The organism is Caballeronia sp. AZ1_KS37 (assembly GCF_023631165.1).
In the GTDB taxonomy this organism is placed as follows: Bacteria; Pseudomonadota; Gammaproteobacteria; order Burkholderiales; family Burkholderiaceae; genus Caballeronia; species Caballeronia zhejiangensis.
This window is the reverse complement of sequence record NZ_JALQDP010000035.1, coordinates 125,886-151,880: the sequence shown is the minus strand read 5'-3', so window position 1 is coordinate 151,880 and position 25,995 is coordinate 125,886. Positions and strand designations below refer to the sequence as shown.

Below are 25,995 nucleotides of genomic sequence, written 5' to 3'. Positions count from 1 at the left end.
GAGGATTCGATGGATTCAGAGCTTGCGCGAGATGAGGTCTCGCATGACTTCACTGGTGCCGCCGAAAATGCGCGAGACACGGGCGTCGACGAATGCGCGCGCCACCGGATACTCCAGCATGTAGCCGTAGCCGCCGTGCAGTTGCACCATCTCGTCGAGCGCCTTGCCGAGCGCTTCGGTCGAATAGAGCTTGGCGATCGCGGATTCCTCGAGCGTCAGCCGGCGGCGCGTGTGCTCGCCGATGTAGTGATCGATCATCAGACGCACCGCGATCGCCTGCGCCTTGACGTCCGCGAGCTTGAACTTGGTGTTCTGAAAGTCCCACACGGTCTGTCCGAACGCGCGACGGTCCTTCACGTAATCGATTGTGTGCTGCAGGCAGGTTTCGAGACGCGCCGCCGCGCTCACCGCGATCGAGAGCCGTTCCTGCGGCAATTCCGCCATCAGATAGGCGAAGCCCTTGCCTTCGTCGCCGAGCCGGTTCCCGACGGGCACGCGCACGTCGTCGAAGAAGAGTTCGGCGGTGTCCTGCGCGTGCAATCCGACCTTGTCGAGCTTGCGGCCGCGGCGAAAGCCTTCGCGCGTCGCTTCGACGACGATCAGGCTCACGCCCTTCGCGCCCGCAGCCGGATCGGTCGTGCAGACGACCACGATCAGATCGCAGTTCAGACCGTTCGTGATGAAGGTCTTGCTGCCGTTGATGACGTACTCGTTGCCTTCGCGCCGCGCGGTGGTTCGCACGGCTTTGAGATCGCTGCCGACGCCGGGCTCGGTCATCGCGATCGCGAGAATCTGCTCGCCCGCGCAAATCGCGGGAAGCCATTTCTGCTTCTGCTCTTCATTGCCGATGCGCGCGATATACGGTGCGACGATGTCCGAGTGCACGCCAAAGCCCGGTCCGCTCACGCCCGTGTGCGCCATCTCTTCGACGAGCACGGCGACGTGCCCGAAGTCGCCGCCGCCGCCGCCGTACTCCGACGGAATCGACGTGCACAGCAGCCCTTGCTTGCCGGCCTTGAGCCATGTTTCACGATCCACGCAACCGGCCTTATCCCATTGCGCCTGGCGCGGAACGCATTCGCGCTCGAAGAATCTGCGCGCAGTAGTCCGAAGCATTTCGTGATCGTCTCTGAAGACGGTTCGATTGATGTGCATTGCAAGCTCCTCTTGTTTTGTTATCGGCGCGCGCGGACGATGTGCTGGCCCGGTTCGGTCCCGTACAGCTGGTCGATCAGATGCGCCCGGCGCGCGCGCGTGGTCGCCTGATTGACGTAACCTTTGTCGGCGATTTCGTTGGCATCGAGCGATGGCGGTTCGGCCATCAGCATGAGCCGTTCGATGACGAGCGTCGCGCCGGCGGGCTTTTGCCGCACGAGCCGTTCGCGCAAAGCTTCGATGACGAGCGGATGCGCGATGAGCGACTTCGCATCCAGCGACGCGAGCTCGGGCGCGAGGCGCTGGCATGCCGCGACGTTCGGCCAGGCGAGCGCCGCGAGATAGTCGCGGTCGTGACCGCAGATCACGGCGTCGGAAACGAGCGGCGCGCAGCAGTCGACGAGCGCGAGCCGCAACGCGCCGACGCGCACCCAACTGCCGTTCGCGAGCTTGAAGTCTTCGACGGTGCGGCCCGCGAACTCCATGCCCCTCGCCGGATCGGCGGGATCGGCGAGGCGCACGGCATCGCCGAAACGGAAGAAGCCTTCTTCGTCGAAAGCGGCGGCGGTCAAATCCGGCTGGCCGATGTAGCCGCCGAACACGTTCGGGCCGCGCATGCGGATTTCATAGCGTCCGTCGCCGCCCGGAAGCGGCAGCAGCTTGACTTCGGTGCCGAGCGACGGCGTGCCGATATTGCCCGGTGTGTCGGTCGCCCAGCCGCAGTACGTGCCCATTCCCGACGTTTCCGTGGCCGCGAGTCCCGAGCAGAACGTCATGCGCTCGCCGATGGTCTTCTCCGCGACGGCCTGAATGCGGTTCCACACTTCGACCGGCATGCTCGCGCCGCCATATCCGAAGAAGCTGGCTTTGCCGAAGAGATTCTGTGCGAGCAGCGGATCGCGTTCGAGTTCGTTCGACAGCGCGGCCCAGGCGGACGGCACGCTCGTATAGATGGTCGGCGCGACGTCGCGAAGATTGCGCAGCGTGCGCTCGATCATGCCGGGAAGCGGCCGGCCATCGTCGATGTAATGCGTCGCGCCGAACTGGATTGCGCGCCCGAGATGCAGCACGCCGCCCAGGCCGTGATGCCACGGCAGCCAGTCGAGGAACACGGGCTGCAATTCGCGCAGCCACGCGAGATTGTCCGAATAGTAGGCCGCCACCGCGCCGAGATTGCGGTACGTGAGGCGCACGCCCTTCGGTGCGCCGGTCGAGCCGGAGGTGAAGAGCACGCGCGCGGTGTCGTCGTTTTGGATGGCCGCATGCGCTTGCTCGACCGTTTGCAGCCGCGCGTCCGATAGCGGAAGAGCGGTCAACGCGTCCCATGCGATGTGTCCTGCCAGCGCCTGTTTCACTGCGATGACAGGCGCGCCGTTCAGCGGCAGCGCCGCGAGCGCCCGCGCGAACGGACCGGTTTCCTGCACGAACACCGCGCCGGGCGGCACGCGTTCGCAAATCGCCTTGAGTCGCGCGAAGTCCTTGCTGAGCAGCGCATAAGTGGGCGAAATGGGCGCGCTCGGAATGCCCGCGTATTCGGCGGCGAGCAGCACGACAGCCTGTTCGATCGAGTTGCCGGACAGCAGCATCAGCGGACGTTCCGCGCCGAGGCCCATTTCGAGCAGCGCGGCGCCGACCGTGCGGACTTGCCGCCACAGTTCGCTCCAGCTCAACGCGCGCCACGCGCCATCTTCGCCGCGCTCGCAGAAGGCGGGCGTGTCGCCGCGTTCGGCGGCCCAGAGCGGAATGAAATCGGCGAAGGAACGCTGCGCGATGTCCGGCAACGGACGGTCGCAGCGAAGAATCAGCGTGCCGTCGGCGCGGCGCTCCACGAGCGTGCGGCGTTGCGGAAACCGCACGGGACGATATCGCGGCTTCGTCGCGTCGCTTGCTTCTAACGTACTCATTACGCCTGTCTCCTGAGCATGTTTGGCTTCTTTCCGATCGGGCTTGGGTGCCTGATTCGAGCGCTCTGCACTTTTCAGAAGCATACGGCTTGCGCGCAAGGCGGCGACCACCCGAGGTGGGTGGCGGCTCCTGTGGCGCCGCAGCGTATCTTCATTCCACGATGCGGCACAACGCGAAGTCGCTGAAAACGCGCATCGGTGAAGCCATCGAATCAAAGGGAGACGTCATGGATCTGGGTATCGCCGGGAAGGTCGCGCTCGTCACGGGCAGCGGACGCGGCATTGGAGCGGAAGTCGCGCGCATGCTGGCGGCGGAAGGCGCGCGCATCGTCGTGTCCGATATCGACGCCGCCGCCGCAGACGAAGTCGCACGCGGCCTGCAAAAGAGCGGCGCGCAGGCGATCGCGGTGCGCTGCGACGTATGCAGCGAGGACGAAGTGCGGCACGTCGCGAACGCGGCGGACGAAGCCTTCGGCGGCGTCGACATCCTCGTGAACAACGCGGGCTTCAACAAGGACCGCTATCTGACGAAGATGACCGAGCCCGAATGGGACTCCGTCGTCGACGTGATCCTGAAAGGCGCGTTTCACAGCAGCCGCGCGGTGTTGCCCGGCATGATGGCGCGCAAGTGGGGGCGCATCGTGAACATCTCTTCGCGCTCCGTGTTCGGCAATCCGGGGCAAACCAACTACAGCGCCGCCAAACTCGGCCTGATCGGTTTCACGCGCGCGCTCGCGCTCGAACAGGCGAAGTTCGGCATCACCGTGAACGCGGTCGCGCCGGGCTTCGTCGAGACCGAACTGATGCGCGCCAATCCCACGTACGAAACGCTGCGCGACTCGGCGATCTCCAAAACGCCCGTCGGCTTTCTCGGCATGCCCGGCGACATCGCGTCGGCGGTTGCGTTCATCGCGTCGGAGCGCGCGCGCTACATCTCCGGCGTCACGCTGTACGTCACGGGCGGGCGCTTCTCGTCCTGAACGCGCATTCATTTACCCATCATTCGAAGACGCAGGTGGCACATGGATTTTGATTTCGACGCGGATCAGGTCGCGCTGCGCGACAGCATCCGCCGTTATATGCGCAATGAAGTCGTGGCGCGCATCGACGAATGCGAGAAGGCGCGGCGCATTCCGCTCGACCTGCTCGCGGGCGTGAGCCAGTTCGGCTATATCGGCGGCCTGCTGCCGGAAGAAGACGGCGGCATGGGCCTCGATTTCGTCACCTGGGCGATGATGCTCGAAGAATGCGGTTATTTCTGGGGCTCGCTGCGCACCATCGTCAATATCACGAACGTGTTCTGCCGCCTCGTTTCGCATCAGGGCAACGACGAGCAGAAGGCGCGTTTTCTCGCGCCCGTGCTCGCGTCGCAAAAGGGCGCGTGCGTCGCGTTCAGCGAGCCGAATCACGGCTCGAATCCGGCGGGCATCGAAACGCGCGCCGAAGATCGCGGCGATCACTACGTGCTCAACGGCACGAAGCTGTGGATCACGAACGGCGTCGCGGCCGATTACGCCATCGTGCTCGCGCGCACGCACAGCAAGACGTGCGACGGCGGCCACTCGCTCTTTCTGGTCGACAAGTCGCAGACGCCCGTCGAGGCGCGGCTCGTCGACAAGATGGTGCTGAAGGCGTCGGGCACGTCCGAGCTTTTTCTCAGCGATCTGCGCATTCCGAAGGAAAACCTGCTCGGCGCGGAAGGCGGCGCCCTAAAGGTGATGGCGATCGGACTGAACTACGGCCGCATGAATATTGCGATGGGCGCGGTCGGCGCGGCGCAGGCGGCGCTCGATCTGTCCGTCGAATACGCGAAGACGCGCAAGCAGTTCGGCAAGCCGATCGGCCAGTTCCAGCTCGTGCAGAAGCATATCGTCGACATGATGGTGCGCACCGAAGCTGCGCGCGCGCTCGGCTACAAGGCGGCCGTCGCGTTGCAGAAGGGTTTGCCCGCGCGCATCGAATGCTCGATCGCGAAGCTCTATGCCGCCGAAGCGGCGCATGAAGTGGCGAAGATCGCGATCGGCGTGCACGGCGGCATCGGCTATTCGACGGAGTATCCGCTGGAGCGCATATTCCGCGACACGAGCGGCGGCACCATTCCCGAAGGCACCGCCGAAGTGCAGACGCTGATCGTCGGGCGCGAAGTGCTCGGCATGTCGGCCATCGTGTGAGGCGCGCATGAACCAGGAAAACATGCTCGCGCCGCGCGACCTCCACACCGCGCGCTACTACTGGGAAGACCTGGAGCCGGGCTTCTCGTTCGAAACGGCGAGCCGCACCGTGACCGAAGCGGACGTCGTGAGCTTCGCCGCGCTTTCCGCCGATTACAACCGCGTGCACGTCGATGCCGAGTACGCCGCGAGCACGCCGTGGGGCGCGCGCATCGCGCACGGCATGCTCGTCGCGTCGATCGTGTCGGGATTGAACACGCGCACGGTGGTCAATCAACTGCTCGAGCCGTCGCTGATCGGCATGCTGGAGACGCGCATCCGCTTTCCGAAGCCGACGCTCATCGGCGACACGATCAAGGCGCGCATCGAAATCAGCGACAGGCGCGAGACGTCGAACCCGGCGCGCGGCATCGTCGATTTCAGGCGTGTGGCGGTCAATCAGCGCGGCGAGACCGTCTGCGAATGCGACGTACGCATGATGGTCCTGCGCCGCGCGCAGAACGATTCATAAGGAGACAGCATGGTCAGCACCGAAATCGGCTACACGACGATCGACAGGATCACCGTGCGCGGCAAGGATCTGTCGAAGGACATTCTGGGCAAACTCGACTTCGTCGAAACGATGATGTTGACGATCCTGAACCGCGTGCCCGACGAGCGCGAAAAGCGCATGGTCAATCTCATTCTCGTGACGGCGTGCGATCACGGCCTGACGCCTTCCGCGATGAGCGCGCGTCTCACGTATCTCGGCGCGCCCGAGGCGATGCAGGCGGCGGTCGCGGCTGGGCTCCTCGGCGCGGGCAGCGTCTTTCTCGGCACGACGCAGAACGCGGCGGAGATGCTCATCAAGGCCGGACGCGAATTGCGCGACGACGCGAGCGAGGACGACATCACCGCGTGCGCGCGCGAGACCGTGCGGCGCGCGAAGGAAGCGAAGCAGCCGATCTACGGCGTCGGGCATCCGATCCACATCCACGGCGATCCGCGCGTCGCGACGCTCGCGCAGGCATCGCGCGACAACGGCTATTTCTGCAAGCATTGGCGGCTCGTGTTCGCGATCGAGCGCGTGCTGCGCGACGAGCACGGCAAGAACCTGCCGCTCAACGCCGTGGGCGCGATCGGTGCGATCGTCGCGGACATGTCGCTCGATCCGCTGCTCGCGCGCGGCTTCATGCTCGTCGGGCGCGCGGCGGGGCTCATCGCGCATCTGTACGAGGAGCGTCAGAACCCGGTCGCGCAGCAAATCTGGGATCTTGTGTTGACGCAGGACGAGCGCAACGAAATTCCGGCGCGCTCACGCACGCGCTGAGCCGCCAGCCGACGCTAACTCAGGCGCTCCGCGAAGGGGCGCCTCCAGAAGGAAGTGCCATGAACCTCAGCTATTCAAGCGCGGATCTCGCGTTCCGCGACCAGGTACGCCGCTTTCTCGCGGAGAACCTGCCCGTGGATCTGCGAGAGAAAGTGCTCAATCATCGTCACCTCGATGCCGACGACTTCGTGCGCTGGCAGCGCATTCTGTATCAGCATGGCTGGGGCGCGCCCGGCTGGCCGGCCGAGTTCGGCGGCACGGGCTGGAGTGCGTTGCAGCGGCTGCTGTTCGATATCGAATGCGGCATCGCGGGTGCGCCGCGTCAGCTTCCATTCGGCCTCAACATGATCGGCCCGGTGCTGATGAAGTTCGCGGGCAAGGCGCAGCAGGCGCGCTTCCTGCCGCGCATTCCGACCGCCGAGGACTGGTGGTGTCAAGGCTATTCCGAACCGGGCGCGGGTTCGGATCTCGCCTCGCTGAAAACACGGGCGGTGCGCGACGGAGACCATTACATCGTCAACGGGCAAAAGACCTGGACGACCTACGCGCAGCACGCCGACTGGATGTTCTGTCTCGTGCGAACCGATCCCGAAGCGAAGCCGCAAAGCGGCATCTCGCTGCTGCTGATCGACATGAAAAGCCCCGGCATCAGCGTGCGTCCGATCCGCACGCTCGAAGGCCTGACCGATGTCAACGAAGTCTTCATCGACGAAGTAAAGGTGCCCGTCGAAAACCTCGTCGGCGAGGAGAACTGCGGCTGGACCTACGCGAAATACCTGCTCGGCCACGAGCGCACGGGTATCGCGGGCATCGGCAATTGCAGACGCGAGCTGAATTACGTGAAGGCGCTGGCGCAGCGCGAGCGCCGCCACGGCAAGCCGCTCGCGGACGACGTGCGCGTGCGCGGGAAGATCGCGTGCATCGAGGCCGAAGTGCTGGCGCTCGAAATGCTGCTGATGCGCGTCGCGTCGCAGGCGAGTCAGCGCGGCGCGGGCGTGGAATCGTCGATCCTCAAGATTCGCGGGTCCGAACTGCAGCAGTCGTTGTCGGCGCTGCAACTCGATATCGCCGGGCCGAATGCGGTGCCGTTCTCGCCCGACTGGCTCGCCGACGGCTTCGACGGATGGACGCCCGATCCCGGTCATGGCGCGAGCATCGGCAGCTTCTATCTGGAAATGCGCAAGCCGACCATCTACGGCGGCACGAACGAGGTGCAGAAGGAAATCATTGCGAAAGCGGTCATCGAGGGATGAGATCGGACATGGACTTTTCATACAGCGAAGAACAGCGCCAGCTCGCGGACAGCCTGAGGCGCTTCACGGAAGAGCGCTATCCGCTGGAGGCGCGCCGCAAGGCGAACGGTTTCAGCCGCGACGCGTGGCGAACCTACGCGGAATTCGGCGTGCTGGGGCTCGTGATCGGCTCCGAGCACGGCGGTTTCGATGGCCAAGCCACGGACACATTCGCCATTCAGTTCGAAGCGGGCCGCGCGTGCTTGCCAGAGCCGCTCATTCCGTGCGCGGTCATGGCGGCCGGGCTGATTCAGCGATACGCCACCGAAGCGCAACGCGAAGCGTGGCTGCCGCCGATCGCCGAAGGCCGCGAGATCGTGACGCTCGCGTATCAGGAGCCGTGTGCCCGCTACGACTTCGCGCGTCCGTCGACGGTAGCCGAAGCGCGTGACGACGGCTTCCTGCTCGACGGCGAGAAAGTTCACGTATGGCATGGCGCCGTCGCGCAATCGCTGATCGTATCGGCGTGGAACGCGTCGGCGCAGGCGATGTCGCTGTTCGTCGTGCCGTCGTCGGCTGCCGGCGTGACGATTCGCGCCTATCCGACGCTCGACGGCACGCACGATGCGCAAGTCACGCTGAAGGCGGTGCGCGTGCCGAAAAGCGCGCTCATCGGCGATGCCGCGCGCGGCGAAGCGATGCTCGAAAGCGCACTCGAACTCGGCATCGCGGCGCAATGCGCGGCAAGCGCGGGCGCGCTGGAACGCCTCGTCGAGATGACGGCCGAATATCTGAGCACCCGCAAGCAGTTCGGCCAGCCGCTCGCGCGCTTTCAGGCGTTGCGCCATCGCGTCGCGGACATGGCCGTGCAAAAGGAACTGGCGTTGTCGATGGCGCATCTGGCGGCATCGGCCATCGATCATCCGAGCGTCATCGAGCGGCGTCGCATGATTTCGTCGGCGAAGCTGATCGTGAGCCGCGCGGCGCGTTTCGTCGGCGAGCAGGCCGTGCAGTTGCACGGCGGCATGGGCGTTACGGCGGAACTGGCTGTCGGCGATTACTTCAAGTCGCTGATGGTGGCGTCGCTACGTCTGGGCGATGCCGAATTTCACGCCGACGTGCTGGCGAATCTGCCGATCGAGCCGGAGGCACGCGCGCGCGCCGCGTGAGACGCGCGCGTCCGGGATCACGCGCCGTCGTTCAGCGCGAGGTCCCGCGAGCGCGCGACGGCTTCGTCGCGGCTCGACACGCCGAGCTTGCTGTAGATGTTCTTCAGATGCCATTTGACCGTCTCGGGCGATATGCCCATCGTCCGGGCGATCTTCTTGTTCGGCAACGCCTGCGCGAGCAGGCTCAACACCTTCGTTTCCCGCACGCTCAGGATTTCCGGCGCCTTCGCCTCGCCGGCGCGCACGCCTGATCCTGGCGCGCCCGGCCGCTTCGCCGTCGCGCGCGCTTGCGCGCTGCGCAGACGATCGGCGTAGAACTGCAACACCGCGCCCTGCGGTTCGGTCCGGACGGCGGCGCCGATCAGATCCAGCGCGGCGGGATGCGCATCGAGCAGCGTGCGCACGAGGCCCAGGCGATGTCCGTGGCGCACGGCGTCCAGCATGACCTGGCGCGCCGAATCCGCGTCGCCGCGAACGTGCGCCGTGACAGCCCTGCGCACTTCCAGAGACACGGTGCGTCGCTGCCAGCCGCGCGCCCGGCACAGTTCGATGAGCGGCGCGAGCGCATGCGCCGCCGCGTCGTGATCCTCGTGCGCCATGCGCCAGTCGATGTGCGCCTGCTGCGCGACGAAGCGGAAATCGGCCGCGTGCGCGAGCGAGCCGGCGCGCGCGGTCAGTTCGTCGAGCCGCGCGAGGCCCGCGTGCGCGGCGTCGAACTGGCCGCCCTGCAAGTCGCGCCGGACGCGCTGCGCGACGCAATGCGCGAGCGCGCGCCGCAGATCGTGCTTCGCGGCGTAATCCTCGAGCCGATCGAGACACGCGATCGCATCGAGCCGATGACCCGCGAGCCAGCGCGATGACGACAGCACCGTGAGCACGCTCGTCACCGCATCCGGAAACGACACGCGCTCGATGACGTCGAGACGTTCTTCGAGCAGCTTGCACGCCTGATCGGCATCGCCGGATTCGTAGAGCACTTCGCCGAGCAGCGCGGCGGCGAGCGCGGACGCCTCCGCCGCGGCGCTGCCACGCGGTTCGGCCTCGTGGAGCACGTCGCGGCACACGCGCTCGGTGCGCAGCAGATCGCCTTCCAGCAGATGACCGAAACCCACGAGCGCGCGCCCGCTCAGCACGCCCGCCGACGTGCTCATGAGCGGCGTGCCGTCCGCGAGCACGGGCGCGCGGTCGGTCTGCGCGCGGCGCGCTTCGTCGAATTCGCCGCGCAGCGTATGCGCCCAGGTCAGCAGATTGTTGTGCGCGCCGATGGTGATGCCTTGCGCGTCGTCCGGCAGCGTGCGCAGCTGCGGCAGCAGTGTGCAGGCGGCGTCGAGATCGTCGCGCTGGACCGCGAGCGCGGCTTCCAGCAGCGTGACGCGATAGCGCGAGTGCGTGTCGTCGTGCGCGAGATCGGCGCGCAGCCGTTCGATCTCGCTCGCGCAAGCGTCGAACTCGCGATTGTAGAGATGCAGATGGATCATCCAGAGCCGCAGCCCGACGCGCGCCTGAATCTCGGCTTGCGGCAAGAGACGCATCAGCGCGACGATCCGGCGCAGTTCGCCGCGCGGCTGCAGGGCGCGCGCGATCTGCGCGACGAGATCGGCGGCGGCGGCGGGTTCGCCGGCGAGCACGGCGTGACGCACGGCTTCATCGGCGTAATCGTGCTCGCGGAACCACTGCCATGCCGTGTGATGCACTTGCCGCTGCTGCGCCTCGCTGCGTGCGCGAAAACGCTCCAGCAAGGTCTCGCGAAAAAGCGGATTCAGGCGATACCACACATTGCGTGCATCCTGACCGGCGGGCGCGAGAAAGAGATTGTCGCTTTCCAGACGGGCGAGCAGCTTGAGCACGCTGTCGGGATGATCCGCGCGGCCGATCAGCGCGACGCACAAGGGCGCGCAGAGCCGCTCGCACACGGCCATCCGCATGAGCAGCTCGCATTCGCTCGCGGCGAGCCGCGACAGCACTTCGCGTCCGAAATACTCCGCGAACGTGTGGATGTCGAGCAGCGGTGCGTCCGCGAACGCTTCATCGAGCGCGAGCTGCTTCGGCGCGACGTTCCCGCGCTTCGCGCCGACCACCATCAGCTGCAGCCCGGCGATCCAGCCATCGGTCATTTCGTGCATGCGGCGCGCGTCGCGCGGGGCGATGTCGCGAAGCTGCGATTTGAGAAACGCGAACGATTCCGCCATCGAAAAGCGCAGATCGCGCATGTCGAGTTCGAGCAGCAGACCTTCGTCGCGAATGCGGCCGACGGACAGCGGAATCGCGCCGCGCGACGCGATCGCGACATGCAGATTCGGCGGCGCGTAATCGAGCAGCCATTGCAGCGATTGATGACAGCGCCGATCCGTCAGCCGATGCAGATCGTCGAGCACGAGCACGAGATCGCCCTGACGGCCCGCGATGCCGCGCACCAGCGCGATGATCGTGCGTTCGACCGCTTCGTCGTCGAGGCCGCGGCCGCCGAGCAGGGCGGCGTCGCCGGCGATCGACGGATCGACTTGCGCGAGGCTCGCGGCCAGTGCGTCGAGGAACCGGGCGAGGTCGTCGGTTTCATCGGACAGCGTGAGCCACGCGACCTGAAACGCGAGCGGATAAAGCGCCTCGCGCCACGCGATGAGCGCGGTCGTCTTGCCGTAGCCCGCCGGGCCTTGCATCACGATGCAGCGCTTGCGCCGCGCTTCGACGAGCTGCGCGACGAGCCGCTCGCGGCCCACGATGCGCGTCGATATGCGCGGCGATGCGCAGGCCGGATCGGACGCGGATGCCCGCGCGGTGTCGTCGTCGGAATGATTCGGATAGCGAAGGAGGATCGTTTCAGTCATCAAGCACCTGCGTCTTTCAAGGTGGGACAAAACTCCGATGCCGGCGATTCTAGCGTTCACGACGCGCCGTGCCCGCTAGGGAACACGCGTAGTCCGGCGCGGGAACTATCGGAGTACGGCAATGGTTCGCTCGACGAACGAACTGGGGTATTCCCGCGCCTACTCGATTCGGGTAGTGGTGACGCGAAGACGCCCTGCAACACTGAATCGGACGGGATCGGAGGGGCGTCGGCGTGCGTCGCGTGCATCGGACAAACGCGCCGGGGAGACCAAAAACCCATAACGAGGAGACAGCTATGTGTATCGTCAGGAAGAGCGTTGCCGGTGCGGCCCTTGCGGTCGTGGCGAGCGGCGCGGCGGCCCAGTCCAGCGTCACGCTTTACGGCGTCGCGGACGCATTCTTTCAGTGGTACGACAACGGCGGCCAGCATTCCTGGTCGATGCGAAGCGGCGGCAACAGCGGTTCGATGGTCGGTCTGAAGGGCAGCGAAGATCTCGGCAGCGGCCTGAAGGCCGTGTTCACGCTGGAGAGCGGCTTCAACATCAACAACGGCACCGCTTTCGCCGATTCCTCGGTGATGTTCTATCGTCAGGCGTGGGTCGGTCTGTCGCACGAAAAGTACGGCTCGCTGACGTTCGGCCGGCAGTATCAGCCGACGTTCTGGTCGCTCTATCCGACCGATCCGTTTCGCGCGAACGAAGTGCTCTCGCCGCTCGCGGCATCGGCGAATTCCATCGACCGAAACACGATCGCCACGCAGACGGGCGGCGGCCGTTCGAGCAATGCGATCGTCTACAAGTCGCCGAATCTCAGCGGATTCCAGCTTTGGGGCATGTATGCGCTCGCGGCGTCCGTGACGCAGCCGTATCCGCAGAGCACGGGCAACATGCTCGATGTGGCCGCCACGTACTCCGGTTACGGGCTGTACGCAGGCGTGTCGTATCAGTTCCAGCATCCCGGATCGAAGACCTTGCCGGGATTGCCGGCTGCGGTGAACACGGTGTCCGTCGAGCATTACACGGCGGCGCTCGCGTATCGCATCGGCATCGTGAATCTGCAGGCCAACTACACGTATCACAAGCCGGAGAATCCGGCCGCGGGTTCCGTCGCGGCGCGGCTGAACGCGGCGCATCCGTTCAGCGTCGCGGAAATCGGCGCGACGATTCAGGCGACGCCCGCCGACGCCATCGAAATCGCCGGCTTTCAGCGCCTCGCGCGCGGCGTGCATGACAACACCTGGGGCGTGCAGGTCGGCGCGGATCATAGCCTCTCGAAGCGCACGACCCTTTATGCGCGCGCGGGCTTCATGAAGAACAACGGCCTCGCGACGACCGCCTGGCCCGGCTACACGACGACCGCGGGCGAGAATCAGACGCTCGTCGGCGTCGGCATGTCGCATCGCTTCTGATTGACAGCGGGCGCGCTTCGTCCGAACCTGCGGGCGCGGCGGAGTGCGCCGTTCGGCATTCATCGCATCGAGCATCGTTACAACAAACATGGCGGCAAATCACACTATGAAATTACTTCGAACTGCAAAGCTGATGATCGGCGTCGCCGCCGTCAGCGCATCGTTTTATGGCAACGCGCAGAGCGGCGCGTCGGCGCCCGTGAGCGCGTCCGCGCCGGCGATGGCATCGGCGGCGAATGGCGGCAAGACTTCGTCGAAAGCGGCGGATCGCGCGCTGCGCCGGAAGATCCTCACCGCGCTCGCCGACGCAAAGGGAATGCGCGCGGCCGGCATCACTGTGCGCGCCACCGACGGCGACGTGCTGCTCGAAGGCTGGGTTCCCGAAGTCGCGCAGATCGAGCAGGCGACGCGCGTGGCGCAGGGCGTGCCGGGCGTGAAAACGGTGCGCAACACGCTGACGCTCTCGACGTTCTGATAGCGCTTGAACGTTCCTTCATGGCCCCGCGCCGGTTTGCGCCGACGCGGGGCGTTTGCATTACGCGCAGCCGGCGATCGACTTCGTTTCGAGGAACTCGGACAAACCGTGCTCGCCGAACTCGCGACCGTTGCCGGATGTCTTGTAGCCGCCGAAAGGCGCGTTCAGGTCGAGCGTCGCGCCGTTGAGCATCACCGCCCCCGCGCGCAGATGATCCGCGACGCGACGCGCGCGCGCCGCGTCGGATGACGACACGTAGGCGGCGAGACCGAAGTCGGTATCGTTGGCGATGTCGATGGCTTCGTCTTCGCTCGAATACGGAATCATCACGACGACCGGACCGAAAATTTCCTCGCGCGCAATGCTCATGTCGTTGCGCACGTTGGCGAACACGGTCGGGCGCGCGTAGAAGCCGCGCGTGAGCGTATCGGGCCGGCCGGGGCCGCCGGCTGCGAGCGTCGCGCCTTCGTCGATGCCGCGCTGGATCATCTGCTGCACGCGCTCGTACTGACGCCGATTCGAGATCGGGCCGAGTTTGGTATCGGGATGCGCCGGATCGCCGACCGTCAGCGCGTTCGCGGTCGCGGCAGCGATTGCAACGGCGTGGTCGTGCAGACGCTTCGGCACCAGCATGCGCGTCGGCGCGATGCACGTCTGGCCGGAGTTGAGCATGCAGAAGATCACGCCGTTCGATACAGCGCTCTTCAGATCGGCGTCGTCGAGGATCAGGTTCGGCGACTTGCCGCCCAGCTCCTGCGTGACGCGCTTCACGGTCGGCGCCGCTTTCATCGCGACATCGACACCCGCGCGCGTCGATCCGGTGATCGACACCATATCGACACCGCGATGGCTCGCGAGCGCCCCGCCGATGTCGGCGCCATCGCCGAAAATCATGTTGAACACGCCGGCTGGCACGCCCGCGTCGTGGAGAATCTGCGCGAAAAGTTCGGCGTCGAGCGGCGTGATTTCCGATGGCTTCAACACGATGGTGCAGCCCGCCGCAAGCGCGGGCGCGACTTTCGCCGCGATCTGATTGAGCGGCCAGTTCCACGGCGTGATGAGCGCCGCCACGCCGATCGCCTCGCGCACGATCTGCGTGCGTCCGCGCGTGGCGACGAACGGGAAGTCCTGCAGCGCGGTCAGCGTGCCGTGAAACTGGCCGAGTCCGGCGGGCGCCTGCTTCTCGCGCGCGAGCCATGCGGGCGCGCCCATTTCCGTGGTGATCGCGTCGGCGAGCGCGCCCATGCGTTCCTTGTACAGCGTCATGACGCGGCTCAGCAACGCCGCGCGCGTCGCGACGCTCGTGCGCGACCACGCGGGAAACGCGGCGCGCGCCGCTGCGACCGCGGCGTCGACGTCGGCGCTCGTGCCCATCGCCACGCGGCCGATGACGTCTTCCGTCGCGGGATTGACGATGTCGGCGAAATGCGCGCCGGCGGCCGGCTCGACCCAACGTCCGCCGATATAGAACTTGTTCAACTCTTTCACGGTTTCTCCATTGCGTGATGACGCGCTCAGACCGGGCGCTCACCGATGATCGTCGCGCGCATCATGCGGCGCACGGCGGGATAGTAGTCCTGAACGGCATAGTGCTGCGTGGCGCGGTTGTCCCAGAACGCGATCGTGTGCGGCTCCCATTTCAGGCGCGCTTGATATTCCGGCGCGGCCGCTTGCCGGAACAGATACTGAAGGAGGTCCATTTCGGCCAGCTTGAGATCGAAGCCGAAGCGATAGCCCGCGATCTCCGCGTAGTTGGAGAAATGCGTCGTGAATGCCTCGTTGACGAAGAGCAGCTTCTCGCCGGATTCGGGATGCGTGCGGACCACCGGATGCGTGACGGCCGGGTTTTGCGCGCGCACGGTGATGCGCTGTTCGGGCGGCAGCATCGAGCCGAAGAGCGGCATCAGATCGTGCACGGCGATGAGGCCCTCGAGACGCGCTTTGACTTCGGCGGGCAGGTTCTCGTAGGCGAGCGCCATGTTCACCCAGATGGTGTCGCCGCCGGTTGGCGGACATTCGGCGCAACGCAGGATCGAGCCCATCGACGGCACTTCGCGCCACGAAACATCGCTGTGATAGATGTTTTCGCGGCCGCGCTTCTTGTCGGACTTGTCGAAGACGACGAGCTCCGGATGATCGGGATGATGCGCGATGACGGGATGCACTTCCAGCTTGCCGAACCGCTGCCCGAGCGCGACGTGCTGCGCGGGCGTAATGTCCTGATCGCGGAAGAACAGCACCTTGTAGCGGATCAGCGCGCGGCGCAGCGCGAGATACGTCGGCTCGTCGAGCGGCTGGCGCAGGTCGATGTCGCTCACGTAAGCGCCGATCGCGGGTGTGGCCTGCGTGACGGTGAACGGCCAGATTTCGCCTGGAGCCGAATCGGAAGTGCGTGCTTCGATGGTCGAACCGGCTTGCTGCATGTCGATCTCCCGTTGATGCGGCGTCGCCAAAACAGGCGCCCGAGCCGCGATGCTCGCGAGCATGGTCGCACAACCTGTCATAACAGGTGTACCGGTTAAAACCCGTAGCCTGTCATGACAGCTACAATCGCCGTCAGTGTTTCGATCCACCGGACAAGATAAAAGGGCGCCATGACACAAACTCGTTTCAGGCAGATCGAAGAAGCGTTGCGGCAGCAGATCATCGCCAACGATCTCGCGCCGGGCGTCAAGCTGCCGTCGGAAGCGGAACTCGTCGAACAATATGGCGCGAGCCGCATCACGATCCGGCAGGCGCTCGCCGGGCTGCATGCGAGCGGGTTGATCGAGAAGATCAACGGGAAGGGAAGTTTCGTCACGCGTCCGTCGGAGCGCTCGGATCTCGGACAACTGACCGGTTTCTACGAAGCGGCGCGCAAGCGCGGCCAGACGGCCAACGGCGAACTGCTGTCGGTGCGGACGATCACGCCGCCGCCGTTCGCGATGGAAGCGCTCGGCTTAAGCGAAGGCGACACGCTCGTCTGCGCGACGACCTTGCGTCTGTGGGACGCCGCGCCTGTCGCCATGTTCATGGTGATGGCCGACCCGGCGCTCATGGACGCACTCGTCGCCGAAGACCTCGAAACGAACGACGTCACGAGCATTCTCGAAGAACGCCTCGGTTATCGGCTGAAGCACCTGGAAACCGAGAGCGCCGCGATCGCCGCCACGAAAGAGCACGCGCGGCGGCTGAAGGTGGATCCGGGCGCGCCGCTTCTGCGCGTCCGGTGCACGCCTTTCGACATTCAGGGCAAGGCGCTGTGCTGCGCCGAACTGCTGTTTCGCGGCGACCGCTTCGCGTACAAGGCGAAGGTGTCGCGCTAGCCGCGCTCAGGCGGCGCTCGTCGCGACCGGCTCGGTCGAAGCGCGCGGCGCGCGATCCGGATGCATCCAGCGCAGCGCGATGAGCGTGGCGACGATCAGCATGGCGGCGGTCGTCGCGAAGCCCAGTTCGTAGGCGTGGGCACTCGTGCTGCCGTGCGCCTGCACGATGCGGCCGATGACCATCGGCGCGATCGCCGCGCCCGTGCTCGTGAGCGCGGTGTGGATGCCGATGAGCGCGCCGCGCTGCGCATCCGGCACGACTTCGGACAGCACGGCGGGCGCGAGCGCGAAACACACGGCCGGCAGCGCGCCGGCCACCGCGAACACGGCGACCTTCTGCGCGGAGCTGAGGCCCGGCAGCATCAGCGCGAAGAAAAGGCACGCGGATATCGCGAACGCGGCGCACAGCAAACGCACGCGTGCGCTGCGAGACGACGCCCCGCGAGCGAGCATGCGCTGCGACAGCCAACTGAGCCCGAGGCTGAACGGCGCCGCGGTGGCGATCACGAGCGCGAAGCAGCGTCCGGACGCGATGCCGGAGAAGCCGAGCGCTTTTTCGAGGTAACTCATCAGCCAGGTCGTGTTGGCGCCGAGCATCCAGTAAGCGGCGAAACCGAGCATGAACACGCTGAGGACGGTCGGATTGCTCAGGAGCTTGCGATACGGCACTTTCTGAAGCGCGGCGTCGGCACTGGCGTTGCCGCGCGGACGCCGCGCAAGATTGCCCTCGCGTCCGACGAACAGCCACACGACGCTCCACAACGCGCCGACGATGCCGAGCAGGATGAAGTTCATGCGCCAGCCCCAGTGATGCGTGATCACCGGAATGAGCAGGCCCGCGAGCAGCAGGCCGACCATCGCGCCCTGATTGAGCAAGGCGACCGGCATGTTGCGCTTTTCGTCGGGAAACCATTTGTAGAGCGCGTGTACGGAAACGGGATAGAACGGGCCTTCCGCCGCGCCGAGCACCATGCGGCTCAGGAGAAACGCGGCCATGCTGCTGAAGAGCGCCTGCGGAATCTGCAGCACGGCCCACATGACGCCCATCGCGAGCAGTAGCCAGCGGGTCTGGATGCGGTTCGACAGAAAGCCGACCAGCACCGTCGATACGGCGAACAGCCAGAAGAAGCTTCCCGCGACGACGCCGAATTGCGCCGGCGACAGGTTCAGATCGCGCATCAGCGGCACGGCCACCATGCCGAGCACGATCTTGTCGAGGAAATTGATGAGGGCAAGCGCCGTCAGCATCAGCGTCGTCAACCACGCCGCGCGTGGCCTGTAACCGTCGAGTGAGTTCATGGGTCGGATCGGCTCAAAAATGCGGCGCCCGTTCGGGCCGCGGGGTGCGTTGTAGGTTTCGCCGCGCGCGCTCGCGCGGAGTGCAAGCTGCACGTCGCCACGTTAAGTGCGCGTGACGAACCGCACCCCCACCCGAAACAGGGAGGACAGGGAAAACGCCGTCCCGCACAGTGTGTCACGCGGCGGGCGCAGACTGTTCGCCGCCTCGTTGCCTGGATTGCCGGCGCGCCTGGCATCACGCGGATGGCATCGTCCTTGCAAACGGTTCTTCCTCCGGACTATCGAACCATCGTTCAGCCCTGAAAGGAGAGTGCTCATGAGTCTGGATCTGACCTTCCGCGCAGGCGAAGCAACCGTGCTGGCGGCGCCGGGACAAGCGACCGACGCGATGCCCGAAATTCTCATCGGCCGCGTCGACGGGCCGGTCGGCCACGCGTTCGCCAACATGATGGCGCAATCGAAAGGACACACGGCGATGTTCGCGATACGCGCGTGCAATCAGATGGTGCGCCCGGCGACGATGATCGTGCCGAAAGTGACGCTGAAGGACATGGCGAACATCGATCTGTTCGGCGGCGTGGTGCAGTCGGCAACCGCCGATGCGGTCGTCGATTGCCTGATAGAAGGCATCCTGCCGAAGGATCAGGCGAACGATTTGTGCATCATCAGTCTGGTGTGGATCGATCCGCGTTGCGCGACGGACGCGAACATCGACAAGAAGGACATGTACCGCACGAATTACGAAGCGACCAAGCTCGCCATTCAGCGCGCCATGAGCAACGAGCCGAGCGTGGAGGAACTCATCGCGAATCGCCACACGATCAAGCACGACATGGACGACTGGAGCTGAATTCCGCGGCTCAGCGGTTTCCCGCCGGACGCGGCTCGCGCTTTCGTGGCGCCGCTCGCCGACGCGGGCTGCGCGGCGACGGTGCGCAATCTTCGCCGATGGCGGTGCCGGCGGATTTGTGCTGCGCGGCGGGCGGCGCGAGATCGGCCGCTTTCAAGGTGAAGTTGACGCGCACGGTGTCGTACGGAAACACGATGGCGCCGTGCTCGTCGTGTTCCAGCAAGCCGGCTTCGAGAAGCGCTTGCACGTCGCGATGCACGCCTTTCACGTCGCGTTCGAGCCGGCGCGACAGCTCGCGGATCGACATCGGGCCGGCGCCGCTCATCGCGCGGATGATTTGCCAGCGGGGCGTGGTGAAGGTGCGGAAGAGGAGTTCGGGCGTGGCGTAGGAGAAGAACCTTCCTGGGAACTTGCCGCTCTTGACCGTGGCAAGAACGCGCTCGCTGAACTCTTCCAGCGACGCGATGCCGATCGTGACGGTCTTCATCATCTTGAGCTCCATCTGTTCCAGACTTGCACATTCGTGAAGAAGTCGGCGCATAACTGCTCGACCGACGTAAATTCATAAAGTGTCTCGACGTTCGCGAAGTGACGGTGATCGCCTTTGCCTCGCTCGTTGTCGTAACGCAGCACGCACTCGCCAGCGACGACATACGCAAGCCTGTATTTATATGAATGTGTGCATCCCGGAGCAGGCTCAGGGACATGCCATATCGTTAGTTCGACGAAACCACCGGAAGGCAGCTCCTCTCGCGCACCCAGGACGAGCGGAGCTTTTCTGTTGGACACTCTGACAACGCCATAGTGTGTTGTCAAATGCTCCAACACCCGGCCGCCGCCCGCCATTCCCCGAACGGACGACTTGACACACCTTCGCTGCCAAGCTCGCGAGACGCTGCTAGACTGACACGCGCGTCGAGCTGCGCGCTTTCATGACGAAAAGAAGTCAGACGCGCCGCCCGCGATTCCGCACTGCAACATGCCCGCGCGACAACAACGCGCCACCACCTTATAGCCGTCACCTATCGGCGGCATTGCAAAAATCGCATTCTATTGAGCGCCGCTCTCACGTATTTTTTAAGTTGCACAAGGCTGTCGGGATGAACCACGCATCGCCCGATGCACGCCGCGAAATCCCTTATCGGACCAGGTTCGTGCAGCGCCTCGCATGGATCTGACGCCATGGTAGTCAGTAGCACAAGAACTAGTACTAGTGGGTACGTCCTCGCAAGGAGATAACGCATGTCAAACGAATCGAAGTGCCCGTTTACGCATGCCGCCGGCACCGGAACGACCATCCGTGACTGGTGGCCGCGGCAACTGCGGGTAGATCTGCTGAGTCAGCATTCCGACAAGTCGAATCCGCTCGGCTCGGGTTTCGACTATGCCGAAGCATTCAAGAGCCTCGACCTCGCCGCGGTCAAGAAAGATCTCGCGGAGGTCATGACCGATTCGCAGGAATGGTGGCCTGCCGACTTCGGCCACTACGGTCCGCTGTTCATCCGGATGGCGTGGCATAGCGCGGGCACGTATCGCATCGGCGATGGCAGGGGAGGCGGCGGACGCGGCCAGCAACGTTTCGCGCCGCTCAATAGCTGGCCGGACAACGTCAGCCTCGACAAGGCGCGCCGCCTGCTCTGGCCCGTCAAGCAGAAATACGGACAGAATCTTTCATGGGCCGATCTGATCATCCTCGCCGGCAACGTCGCGCTGGAAACGATGGGCTTCAAGACGTTCGGCTTCGCGGGCGGACGCGAAGACACATGGGAGCCGGATCAGGACGTCTACTGGGGCAATGAAAAGACCTGGCTCGGCGGCGATGTCCGCTACGGCAAGGGCGCGGCCGGCAACGATGAAGATCAGGGCGTCATCACCGCCGACGAACAGAAGCACGGCGAGGAAGTCAGCCGCACCGACGGCGGCCGCAATCTGGAGAATCCGCTGGGCGCGGTGCAGATGGGCCTGATCTATGTCAATCCGGAAGGCCCGGACGGCAATCCCGATCCGCTCGCGGCGGCGCATGACATCCGCGAGACTTTCGCCCGCATGGCGATGAACGACGAAGAAACCGTCGCGCTGATCGCCGGCGGCCATACGTTCGGCAAGACGCACGGCGCGGGGCCTTCCGATAACGTCGGTCCGGAGCCGGAATCGGCGGATCTGGAAAACATGGGCCTCGGCTGGAAGAACAGCTACGGCAGCGGGAAGGGCGCGGACACGATCACGAGCGGCCTCGAAGTCACCTGGACCACGACGCCGACGAAGTGGGGCCAGGGATTCTGGGAGAACCTTTTCGGTTACGAGTGGGAACTGACGAAGAGTCCCGCGGGCGCGAATCAGTGGATCGCGAAGGATTCGACGGAAACCATCCCGCACGCGCACGACCCGTCGAAGAAGATCAGGCCGACGATGCTGACGACGGACCTGTCGCTGCGCTTCGATCCGGAATACGCGAAGATTTCCAAGCGCTTCTGGGAGAATCCAGACCAGTTCGCCGACGCCTTCGCCCGCGCGTGGTTCAAGCTGACGCATCGCGACATGGGTCCGAAGGCTCGCTATCTCGGGCCGGAAGTGCCACAGGAAGAACTGCTGTGGCAAGACCCGATTCCGGCGGTGGATCATCCGCTCGTCGGTGATCAGGATGTCGCGGGGCTCAAGCAGAAGGTGCTGGCGTCGGGGTTGTCGATTACCGATCTGGTGTCGGCGGCGTGGGCATCGGCATCGACGTTCCGGGGCTCCGACAAGCGCGGCGGCGCGAACGGTGCGCGCATTCGTCTCGCTCCGCAGAAGGACTGGGAGGCGAACAGGCCTGAACAGCTCGGCAAGGTCTTGTCGACGCTCGAAGGCATTCAGAAAGAATTCAACGGCGCGCAAGTGGGCGGCAAGAAGATCTCGATGGCCGATCTGATCGTGCTGGCGGGCAACGCGGCGATCGAGAAGGCGGCGGAGAAGGCGGGCCACACGGTCACGGTGCCGTTCACGCCGGGCCGCATGGACGCGTCGCAGGACAAGACAGACGTGCTCTCGGTCTCGGCGCTCGAACCGGTCGCCGATGGCTTCCGCAACTTCGTCAAGTCGAACGTGCGCGTGCCCGTCGAGACGCTCTTGATCGACAAGGCGCAATTGCTGACGCTGACCGCGCCGGAGATGACAGCGCTCATCGGCGGTTTGCGCGCGCTCAACGTGACCGCCGCAGACAACGCGCACGGCGTCTTCACCGACAAGCCCGAAACGTTGACGAACGACTTCTTCGTCAACCTGCTCGACATGAATACGGAGTGGTTGCCGATGTCGTCGCGCCGCGATGTGTTCGAAGGGCGCGATCGCAAGTCGGGGCAGCGCAAGTGGACCGCCAGCCGCGTCGATCTGATCTTCGGCTCGCATTCGGTGCTGCGCGCGCTCGCCGAAGTCTATGCGAGCAGCGATGCGAAGGAGAAGTTCGTCAGCGACTTCGTCGCGGCGTGGACGAAGGTGATGAACCTCGACCGCTTCGATCTGAAGAAGTAAGCGGCCAGGCTGGTAGAAGCTGCAGGCAACGCGGCGGTCCTTCGGGGCCGCCGTTTCTTCTTGCAACGCGCTTCAATGCGCGACGCGCGCGGGCCGCTGCTTGAAGAGAAATCCGCACACGACGATGAACATCGCGAGCGCGATCGACGCGCCGTAGCGGCTCATCGCGAGACCGCCGTTCGCGACCGGCTTGTCGAGAAAATCGCCGACTACGGCGCCGAGCGGCCGCGTCAGGATGAACGCGCTCCAGAACAGCAGGGTGCGCGAAACGTTCGTGAAGCGATACGCGAGCACGATCAGCAACAGCGCGCCGCCGAAGATCATCGCGGCGCCCGTGTAGCCGAAGCCCGCGGTGTCGGCGGTCCAGTCGCCGAGCGCGGTGCCGAGGGTCTGCGAGAACATGATCGTGACCCAGTAGAAGGCTTCCGCTTTCGGCGATGCGATCGTCGATACCGAGACCGATCCCATCGCGCGATGCCACACCGCGAGCGATGCGATCAGCAACGCAAGCAAGATCGCGCTTCCGCCTGCATAGCCGATGCCGAGCGAGCGGTCCGCGAAGTCGGCGAGCGTGGTGCCGACGGTCGTCGTCGCGATGATCGTGATCCAGTAGAGCGCGGGCTGGAATCGCTCCGCCTTGACTTGCGCAATCACCGCGACGACGAACACGGCCGCGAAGATGAACGTGCTCACCAGATAGCCGAGGTTCATCGACATCGAGAGTGCGTCGCCGCCGGTTTCGCCGAGCGTCGTCGCCGCTATCTTGATGATCCAGAACGCCAGGGTCAGTTCGGGGACCTTGGCGAGTGCATTTTCTGTTCGCTCCATGTCGTCTCTCATGCGAGGAAAGACTCGAGCGTAGGGGTAAGGGCTTAGGAGCGGCTTAGTACGAGCACCATTTCGCCCCTTCGCGTATCGTCGACCTTCCGACCCGTTCATCCACAAGGAGCCACGCCATGCCCCGCACCGTCGCCGAGAAACGCGCCGCTTTTCGCGCGCTGCACGAATCCGGCTGCTTCATGTTGCCGAATCCCTGGGACGTCGGTTCCGCCCGCTATCTCGCGACGCTCGGCTTCAAGGCGCTCGCGACGACGAGCTCGGGCTTCGCATGGTCCAAAGGTCATGCGGACAATCACATGCAGCGCGACGCCGTGCTCGCTCATCTGCGCGTAATCGTCGAGGCGACGGATTTGCCCGTGAACGCCGACTTCGAAAGCGGCTTCGGCGCGACGCCCGACGAAGTGGCTCAAAGCGTGATGCTCGCGGTGGAGGCGGGCGTCGCGGGCTTGTCGATCGAGGATTCGACCGGCGACGCATCCGCGCCGCTCTTTGCGCTCGATGTCGCCGTGGCGCGCATGAAGGCGGCGCGGCGCGCGATCGACGCAAGCGGCGGCGACACCTTGCTCGTCGGCCGCGCGGAAAACTTCTTCGCGGGCAAGCCCGATATCGACGATGCCATCGCGCGTCTCAAGGCGTATTCCGATGCCGGCGCCGATTGCCTCTACGCGCCCGGCATCAAGACGCGCGAGCAGATCGAAGCTGTCGTGAAGGCGGTCGCGCCGAAGCCGGTGAATCTGCTGATCGGCGGCGTGTCCGAGTTCACGCTGAGCGACGTCGCCGCGCTCGGCGTGCGGCGCGTGAGCGTCGGCGGAGGGCTTGCGCGCGTCGCGTGGGGCGGGTTCATGCGCGCGGCGCAAGGACTTGTCGATGGCCGCTTCGACGGGTTCAAGGACGCCGCGGCGGGCAACGATCTCAACGCGATTTTCGACGCGCGCGCGTAACGTACCCGGCTACTTCTTGCGCTTCGCCATGTAGCCGAGATACGCGATGACCGCATCGAGATCGCTATCGCTGATCGCGTTCTTGTCGAAGCCGGGCATCTTCATGTCGGCCCACGCGCGAATCGACTTCGGATCCCGGATGTATCCCTTCAGCGCCCACGGCTGAAAATATTCGGTCGGATTATGCGGACGATTCAGGTCCGGGCCGACCGACGCATCGCCCGCGCCGTTCAGCTTGTGGCAGACCATGCATTGCGTCGTGAAGACGGTCATGCCGCGACGTATCGGCGAATTCGCGGGCACGCTCTTGTCGACGGCGATCTGCGGGAAGCGCGCGGCGAGCGTCGGCGCAATGCGAATCGCGTCGACCTTGAACGGCCACTGCTCGCTCGTGACGCCCGACGCGGCGGGATCGATCCACACGACATAGAACGGACCGACATCGCCGCTGCCCGGCACCTGTGGCCAAGGGTCGTCCGCCGGCTCGATCGCGAGCCACGGTTCGGCGCGCTTCTTCGCATCGCCGAACAGCAGCTTCGCGGAAAAGTGCGTGATGAAACCGTCGGTGGCCGTGACCTGAAGCTCCTTGCCCGCGGGCAGTTCCGTGATGCCGAGCAGCGCGCGCAAGGGCACGGCGCGATACGTCATGCTGCGATGAAACGTGACGTCGTTCGGCACGCGGATGATCGCGGCATCCGGGCGCGCGAGCAATTGATCGGCCGTGAGCGAGCGCTCGCCGCCGACGTTGATCGTGAGCGATGCGGCCATCGATGACGCGCAGGCGAGCATCAGGCTCGCGAGCGCCAGGGCGCGTTTGAACATCATCGTCGCGGTCCTCCTTTGCGTGCGGTGATGATACTGCCTCACGCCGTTTGCCACGATGCGTGGCATGCGGAGTGCTAGGGGAAAGAGGGCGCGATGATAGACTTGAAAGTCTCGCGGCGCTGGCCATCGGCGCTGCCCGAACGTCACGAAAACAGAAACGAATGAAAGCCAAACGATTCTCGATGATCCGCGATTTCCATCTGGCCGACTGGTTCACGCTGGGCAACGCGGTGTGCGGCACGGGCGCGCTTTTCTCGTCGATGTCCTATCTCGACGACTCCGATGTGCTGCATATCTATCTCGCTTGCGCGCTCGTGTTCGCGGCGCTCGTGTTCGACGTGCTCGACGGCCGCATCGCGCGCTGGCGTCAGAAGGCGTCGCTCTTGGGCAAGGAGCTGGACTCGCTGGCCGATGTGATCTCGTTCGGCGTCGCGCCGGCGATCATCGGCTATGGGTTCGGCATGCGCGGCCTCTACGACCGCGTGATCCTGGCCTATTTCGTCGCGTGCGGCGTGTCGCGGCTCGCGCGCTACAACGTCACGACCGAAGAGATGTCGGGCGCAAGCGGCAAGGTCACGCACTTCGAAGGCACGCCCATTCCCACATCGTTTCTCATCGTGCTGCTGCTGACCATCGGCGCGTGGTCCGGCGCGATCGGCGAAAGCATGTGGCTCGGCACGGTGCGTCTCGGCGGCTTCACGCTGCATCCGCTCGTGCTGATCTACGCGATCTCCGGCTCGCTGATGATCAGCCGCATCCGCATTCCCAAGCCGTGAGGA

Annotated in this window: 23 protein-coding genes; 13 read left to right on the top strand and 10 right to left on the bottom strand. The window is 65.2% G+C overall.

All coding sequences use genetic code 11. The annotated features are described in order from the left end of the window. Positions 1–15 precede the first annotated feature (15 nt). Complete coding sequence (locus NCS00_RS23810; protein WP_250441153.1) at positions 16–1,155, bottom strand: acyl-CoA dehydrogenase family protein; 1,140 nt, start codon at positions 1,153–1,155, stop codon at positions 16–18. Positions 1,156–1,175: 20 nt separating this feature from the next. Then, positions 1,176–3,059: a feruloyl-CoA synthase gene (locus NCS00_RS23805; protein WP_250441152.1), complete on the bottom strand. Its 1,884-nt coding sequence runs from the start codon at positions 3,057–3,059 to the stop codon at positions 1,176–1,178. A 227-nt stretch (positions 3,060–3,286) separates the two neighbouring features. Here NCS00_RS23805 and NCS00_RS23800 point away from each other — a divergent pair, with 227 nt between their 5' ends. Genes NCS00_RS23800 through NCS00_RS23775 form a run of 6 tightly spaced genes read left to right on the top strand, consistent with a single transcriptional unit; the run spans position 3,287 to position 8,940 of the window. After that, positions 3,287–4,039, top strand: coding sequence for an SDR family NAD(P)-dependent oxidoreductase (locus tag NCS00_RS23800; protein WP_250441151.1), 753 nt, complete (start codon positions 3,287–3,289; stop codon positions 4,037–4,039). 42 nt (positions 4,040–4,081) lie between these two features. Continuing rightward, the gene (locus tag NCS00_RS23795; RefSeq protein WP_250441150.1) at positions 4,082–5,230 is read left to right on the top strand and encodes an acyl-CoA dehydrogenase family protein; all 1,149 of its coding nucleotides are present in this window, start codon (positions 4,082–4,084) and stop codon (positions 5,228–5,230) included. A 7-nt stretch (positions 5,231–5,237) separates the two neighbouring features. Then, positions 5,238–5,741, top strand: a complete 504-nt coding sequence (locus NCS00_RS23790) for a MaoC family dehydratase (protein WP_008347330.1) — start codon at positions 5,238–5,240, stop codon at positions 5,739–5,741. A gap of 9 nt (positions 5,742–5,750) precedes the next feature. Continuing rightward, a complete protein-coding gene (locus NCS00_RS23785; protein WP_250441149.1) occupies positions 5,751–6,539 on the top strand; it encodes a citryl-CoA lyase in 789 nt (262 codons plus the stop codon). Between the two features lie 59 nt (positions 6,540–6,598). Continuing rightward, complete coding sequence (locus NCS00_RS23780) at positions 6,599–7,792, top strand: acyl-CoA dehydrogenase family protein (RefSeq protein ID WP_250441148.1); 1,194 nt, start codon at positions 6,599–6,601, stop codon at positions 7,790–7,792. 8 nt (positions 7,793–7,800) lie between these two features. Continuing rightward, on the top strand, positions 7,801–8,940 hold the full coding sequence (locus NCS00_RS23775; protein WP_008347336.1) for an acyl-CoA dehydrogenase family protein: 1,140 nt from the start codon (positions 7,801–7,803) through the stop codon (positions 8,938–8,940). Between the two features lie 17 nt (positions 8,941–8,957). Here NCS00_RS23775 and NCS00_RS23770 read toward each other — a convergent pair whose 3' ends face one another. Continuing rightward, positions 8,958–11,765 (bottom strand): winged helix-turn-helix domain-containing protein, encoded by a 2,808-nt coding sequence (locus NCS00_RS23770; protein ID WP_175982027.1) that lies wholly within the window; start codon positions 11,763–11,765, stop codon positions 8,958–8,960. A gap of 296 nt (positions 11,766–12,061) precedes the next feature. Between NCS00_RS23770 and NCS00_RS23765 the strand changes: the two genes are divergently transcribed. Together NCS00_RS23765 and NCS00_RS23760 are read left to right on the top strand one after the other, a co-directional pair. Further along, positions 12,062–13,174: a porin gene (locus NCS00_RS23765; protein ID WP_175982025.1), complete on the top strand. Its 1,113-nt coding sequence runs from the start codon at positions 12,062–12,064 to the stop codon at positions 13,172–13,174. Between the two features lie 106 nt (positions 13,175–13,280). Continuing rightward, complete coding sequence (locus NCS00_RS23760) at positions 13,281–13,649, top strand: BON domain-containing protein (RefSeq protein WP_250441147.1); 369 nt, start codon at positions 13,281–13,283, stop codon at positions 13,647–13,649. 60 nt (positions 13,650–13,709) lie between these two features. Here the strand turns inward: NCS00_RS23760 and NCS00_RS23755 are convergent, their stop codons facing one another. Beyond that, positions 13,710–15,137, bottom strand: coding sequence for an aldehyde dehydrogenase family protein (locus NCS00_RS23755; RefSeq protein WP_250441146.1), 1,428 nt, complete (start codon positions 15,135–15,137; stop codon positions 13,710–13,712). Between the two features lie 26 nt (positions 15,138–15,163). Beyond that, positions 15,164–16,072 carry a TauD/TfdA dioxygenase family protein gene (locus NCS00_RS23750; RefSeq protein WP_250441145.1) on the bottom strand — a complete coding sequence of 303 codons (909 nt, stop codon included), beginning with the start codon at positions 16,070–16,072 and terminating at the stop codon, positions 15,164–15,166. Positions 16,073–16,243: 171 nt separating this feature from the next. Between NCS00_RS23750 and NCS00_RS23745 the strand changes: the two genes are divergently transcribed. Next, positions 16,244–16,954 carry a GntR family transcriptional regulator gene (locus NCS00_RS23745; protein ID WP_008347350.1) on the top strand — a complete coding sequence of 237 codons (711 nt, stop codon included), beginning with the start codon at positions 16,244–16,246 and terminating at the stop codon, positions 16,952–16,954. 6 nt (positions 16,955–16,960) lie between these two features. Here the strand turns inward: NCS00_RS23745 and NCS00_RS23740 are convergent, their stop codons facing one another. Then, entirely contained in the window at positions 16,961–18,253 is a 1,293-nt protein-coding gene (locus NCS00_RS23740) for an MFS transporter (protein ID WP_250441144.1), read from the bottom strand. Positions 18,254–18,569: 316 nt separating this feature from the next. Between NCS00_RS23740 and fae the strand changes: the two genes are divergently transcribed. Beyond that, complete coding sequence (fae, locus tag NCS00_RS23735; RefSeq protein WP_008347352.1) at positions 18,570–19,103, top strand: formaldehyde-activating enzyme; 534 nt, start codon at positions 18,570–18,572, stop codon at positions 19,101–19,103. 10 nt (positions 19,104–19,113) lie between these two features. Here fae and NCS00_RS23730 read toward each other — a convergent pair whose 3' ends face one another. After that, positions 19,114–19,593 carry an HVO_A0114 family putative DNA-binding protein gene (locus NCS00_RS23730; protein WP_250441143.1) on the bottom strand — a complete coding sequence of 160 codons (480 nt, stop codon included), beginning with the start codon at positions 19,591–19,593 and terminating at the stop codon, positions 19,114–19,116. Further along, positions 19,590–19,949, bottom strand: coding sequence for a toxin-antitoxin system TumE family protein (locus tag NCS00_RS23725; protein WP_250441142.1), 360 nt, complete (start codon positions 19,947–19,949; stop codon positions 19,590–19,592). The genes NCS00_RS23730 and NCS00_RS23725 overlap by 4 nt, the downstream gene beginning before the upstream one ends. A 396-nt stretch (positions 19,950–20,345) precedes the next feature. Here NCS00_RS23725 and katG point away from each other — a divergent pair, with 396 nt between their 5' ends. Beyond that, positions 20,346–22,610 carry a catalase/peroxidase HPI gene (katG, locus tag NCS00_RS23720; protein ID WP_250437024.1) on the top strand — a complete coding sequence of 755 codons (2,265 nt, stop codon included), beginning with the start codon at positions 20,346–20,348 and terminating at the stop codon, positions 22,608–22,610. 72 nt (positions 22,611–22,682) lie between these two features. Here the strand turns inward: katG and NCS00_RS23715 are convergent, their stop codons facing one another. Further along, a complete protein-coding gene (locus tag NCS00_RS23715; protein WP_250441141.1) occupies positions 22,683–23,438 on the bottom strand; it encodes a COG4705 family protein in 756 nt (251 codons plus the stop codon). A 128-nt stretch (positions 23,439–23,566) separates the two neighbouring features. Between NCS00_RS23715 and NCS00_RS23710 the strand changes: the two genes are divergently transcribed. Next, on the top strand, positions 23,567–24,391 hold the full coding sequence (locus NCS00_RS23710; RefSeq protein WP_250441140.1) for an isocitrate lyase/PEP mutase family protein: 825 nt from the start codon (positions 23,567–23,569) through the stop codon (positions 24,389–24,391). Between the two features lie 9 nt (positions 24,392–24,400). Here NCS00_RS23710 and NCS00_RS23705 read toward each other — a convergent pair whose 3' ends face one another. Further along, positions 24,401–25,216, bottom strand: coding sequence for a cytochrome c (locus tag NCS00_RS23705; RefSeq protein WP_250441139.1), 816 nt, complete (start codon positions 25,214–25,216; stop codon positions 24,401–24,403). Between the two features lie 161 nt (positions 25,217–25,377). Between NCS00_RS23705 and pssA the strand changes: the two genes are divergently transcribed. After that, entirely contained in the window at positions 25,378–25,992 is a 615-nt protein-coding gene (gene pssA, locus NCS00_RS23700) for a CDP-diacylglycerol--serine O-phosphatidyltransferase (protein WP_033535860.1), read from the top strand. Positions 25,993–25,995 lie beyond the last annotated feature (3 nt).

Excerpts from the sequence above, each read along its gene's own strand:
- NCS00_RS23810 (WP_250441153.1), bottom strand. The coding sequence starts at position 1,155 with ATGCACATCAATCGAACCGTCTTCAGAGACGATCACGAAATGCTTCGG.
- NCS00_RS23805 (WP_250441152.1), bottom strand. The coding sequence starts at position 3,059 with ATGAGTACGTTAGAAGCAAGCGACGCGACGAAGCCGCGATATCGTCCC.
- NCS00_RS23800 (WP_250441151.1), top strand. The coding sequence starts at position 3,287 with ATGGATCTGGGTATCGCCGGGAAGGTCGCGCTCGTCACGGGCAGCGGA.
- NCS00_RS23795 (WP_250441150.1), top strand. The coding sequence starts at position 4,082 with ATGGATTTTGATTTCGACGCGGATCAGGTCGCGCTGCGCGACAGCATC.
- NCS00_RS23790 (WP_008347330.1), top strand. The coding sequence starts at position 5,238 with ATGAACCAGGAAAACATGCTCGCGCCGCGCGACCTCCACACCGCGCGC.
- NCS00_RS23785 (WP_250441149.1), top strand. The coding sequence starts at position 5,751 with ATGGTCAGCACCGAAATCGGCTACACGACGATCGACAGGATCACCGTG.
- NCS00_RS23780 (WP_250441148.1), top strand. The coding sequence starts at position 6,599 with ATGAACCTCAGCTATTCAAGCGCGGATCTCGCGTTCCGCGACCAGGTA.
- NCS00_RS23775 (WP_008347336.1), top strand. The coding sequence starts at position 7,801 with ATGGACTTTTCATACAGCGAAGAACAGCGCCAGCTCGCGGACAGCCTG.
- NCS00_RS23770 (WP_175982027.1), bottom strand. The coding sequence starts at position 11,765 with ATGACTGAAACGATCCTCCTTCGCTATCCGAATCATTCCGACGACGAC.
- NCS00_RS23765 (WP_175982025.1), top strand. The coding sequence starts at position 12,062 with ATGTGTATCGTCAGGAAGAGCGTTGCCGGTGCGGCCCTTGCGGTCGTG.
- NCS00_RS23760 (WP_250441147.1), top strand. The coding sequence starts at position 13,281 with ATGAAATTACTTCGAACTGCAAAGCTGATGATCGGCGTCGCCGCCGTC.
- NCS00_RS23750 (WP_250441145.1), bottom strand. The coding sequence starts at position 16,072 with ATGCAGCAAGCCGGTTCGACCATCGAAGCACGCACTTCCGATTCGGCT.
- NCS00_RS23745 (WP_008347350.1), top strand. The coding sequence starts at position 16,244 with ATGACACAAACTCGTTTCAGGCAGATCGAAGAAGCGTTGCGGCAGCAG.
- NCS00_RS23740 (WP_250441144.1), bottom strand. The coding sequence starts at position 18,253 with ATGAACTCACTCGACGGTTACAGGCCACGCGCGGCGTGGTTGACGACG.
- fae (WP_008347352.1), top strand. The coding sequence starts at position 18,570 with ATGAGTCTGGATCTGACCTTCCGCGCAGGCGAAGCAACCGTGCTGGCG.
- NCS00_RS23730 (WP_250441143.1), bottom strand. The coding sequence starts at position 19,593 with ATGATGAAGACCGTCACGATCGGCATCGCGTCGCTGGAAGAGTTCAGC.
- NCS00_RS23725 (WP_250441142.1), bottom strand. The coding sequence starts at position 19,949 with ATGGCGGGCGGCGGCCGGGTGTTGGAGCATTTGACAACACACTATGGC.
- katG (WP_250437024.1), top strand. The coding sequence starts at position 20,346 with ATGTCAAACGAATCGAAGTGCCCGTTTACGCATGCCGCCGGCACCGGA.
- NCS00_RS23715 (WP_250441141.1), bottom strand. The coding sequence starts at position 23,438 with ATGGAGCGAACAGAAAATGCACTCGCCAAGGTCCCCGAACTGACCCTG.
- NCS00_RS23710 (WP_250441140.1), top strand. The coding sequence starts at position 23,567 with ATGCCCCGCACCGTCGCCGAGAAACGCGCCGCTTTTCGCGCGCTGCAC.
- NCS00_RS23705 (WP_250441139.1), bottom strand. The coding sequence starts at position 25,216 with ATGATGTTCAAACGCGCCCTGGCGCTCGCGAGCCTGATGCTCGCCTGC.
- pssA (WP_033535860.1), top strand. The coding sequence starts at position 25,378 with ATGAAAGCCAAACGATTCTCGATGATCCGCGATTTCCATCTGGCCGAC.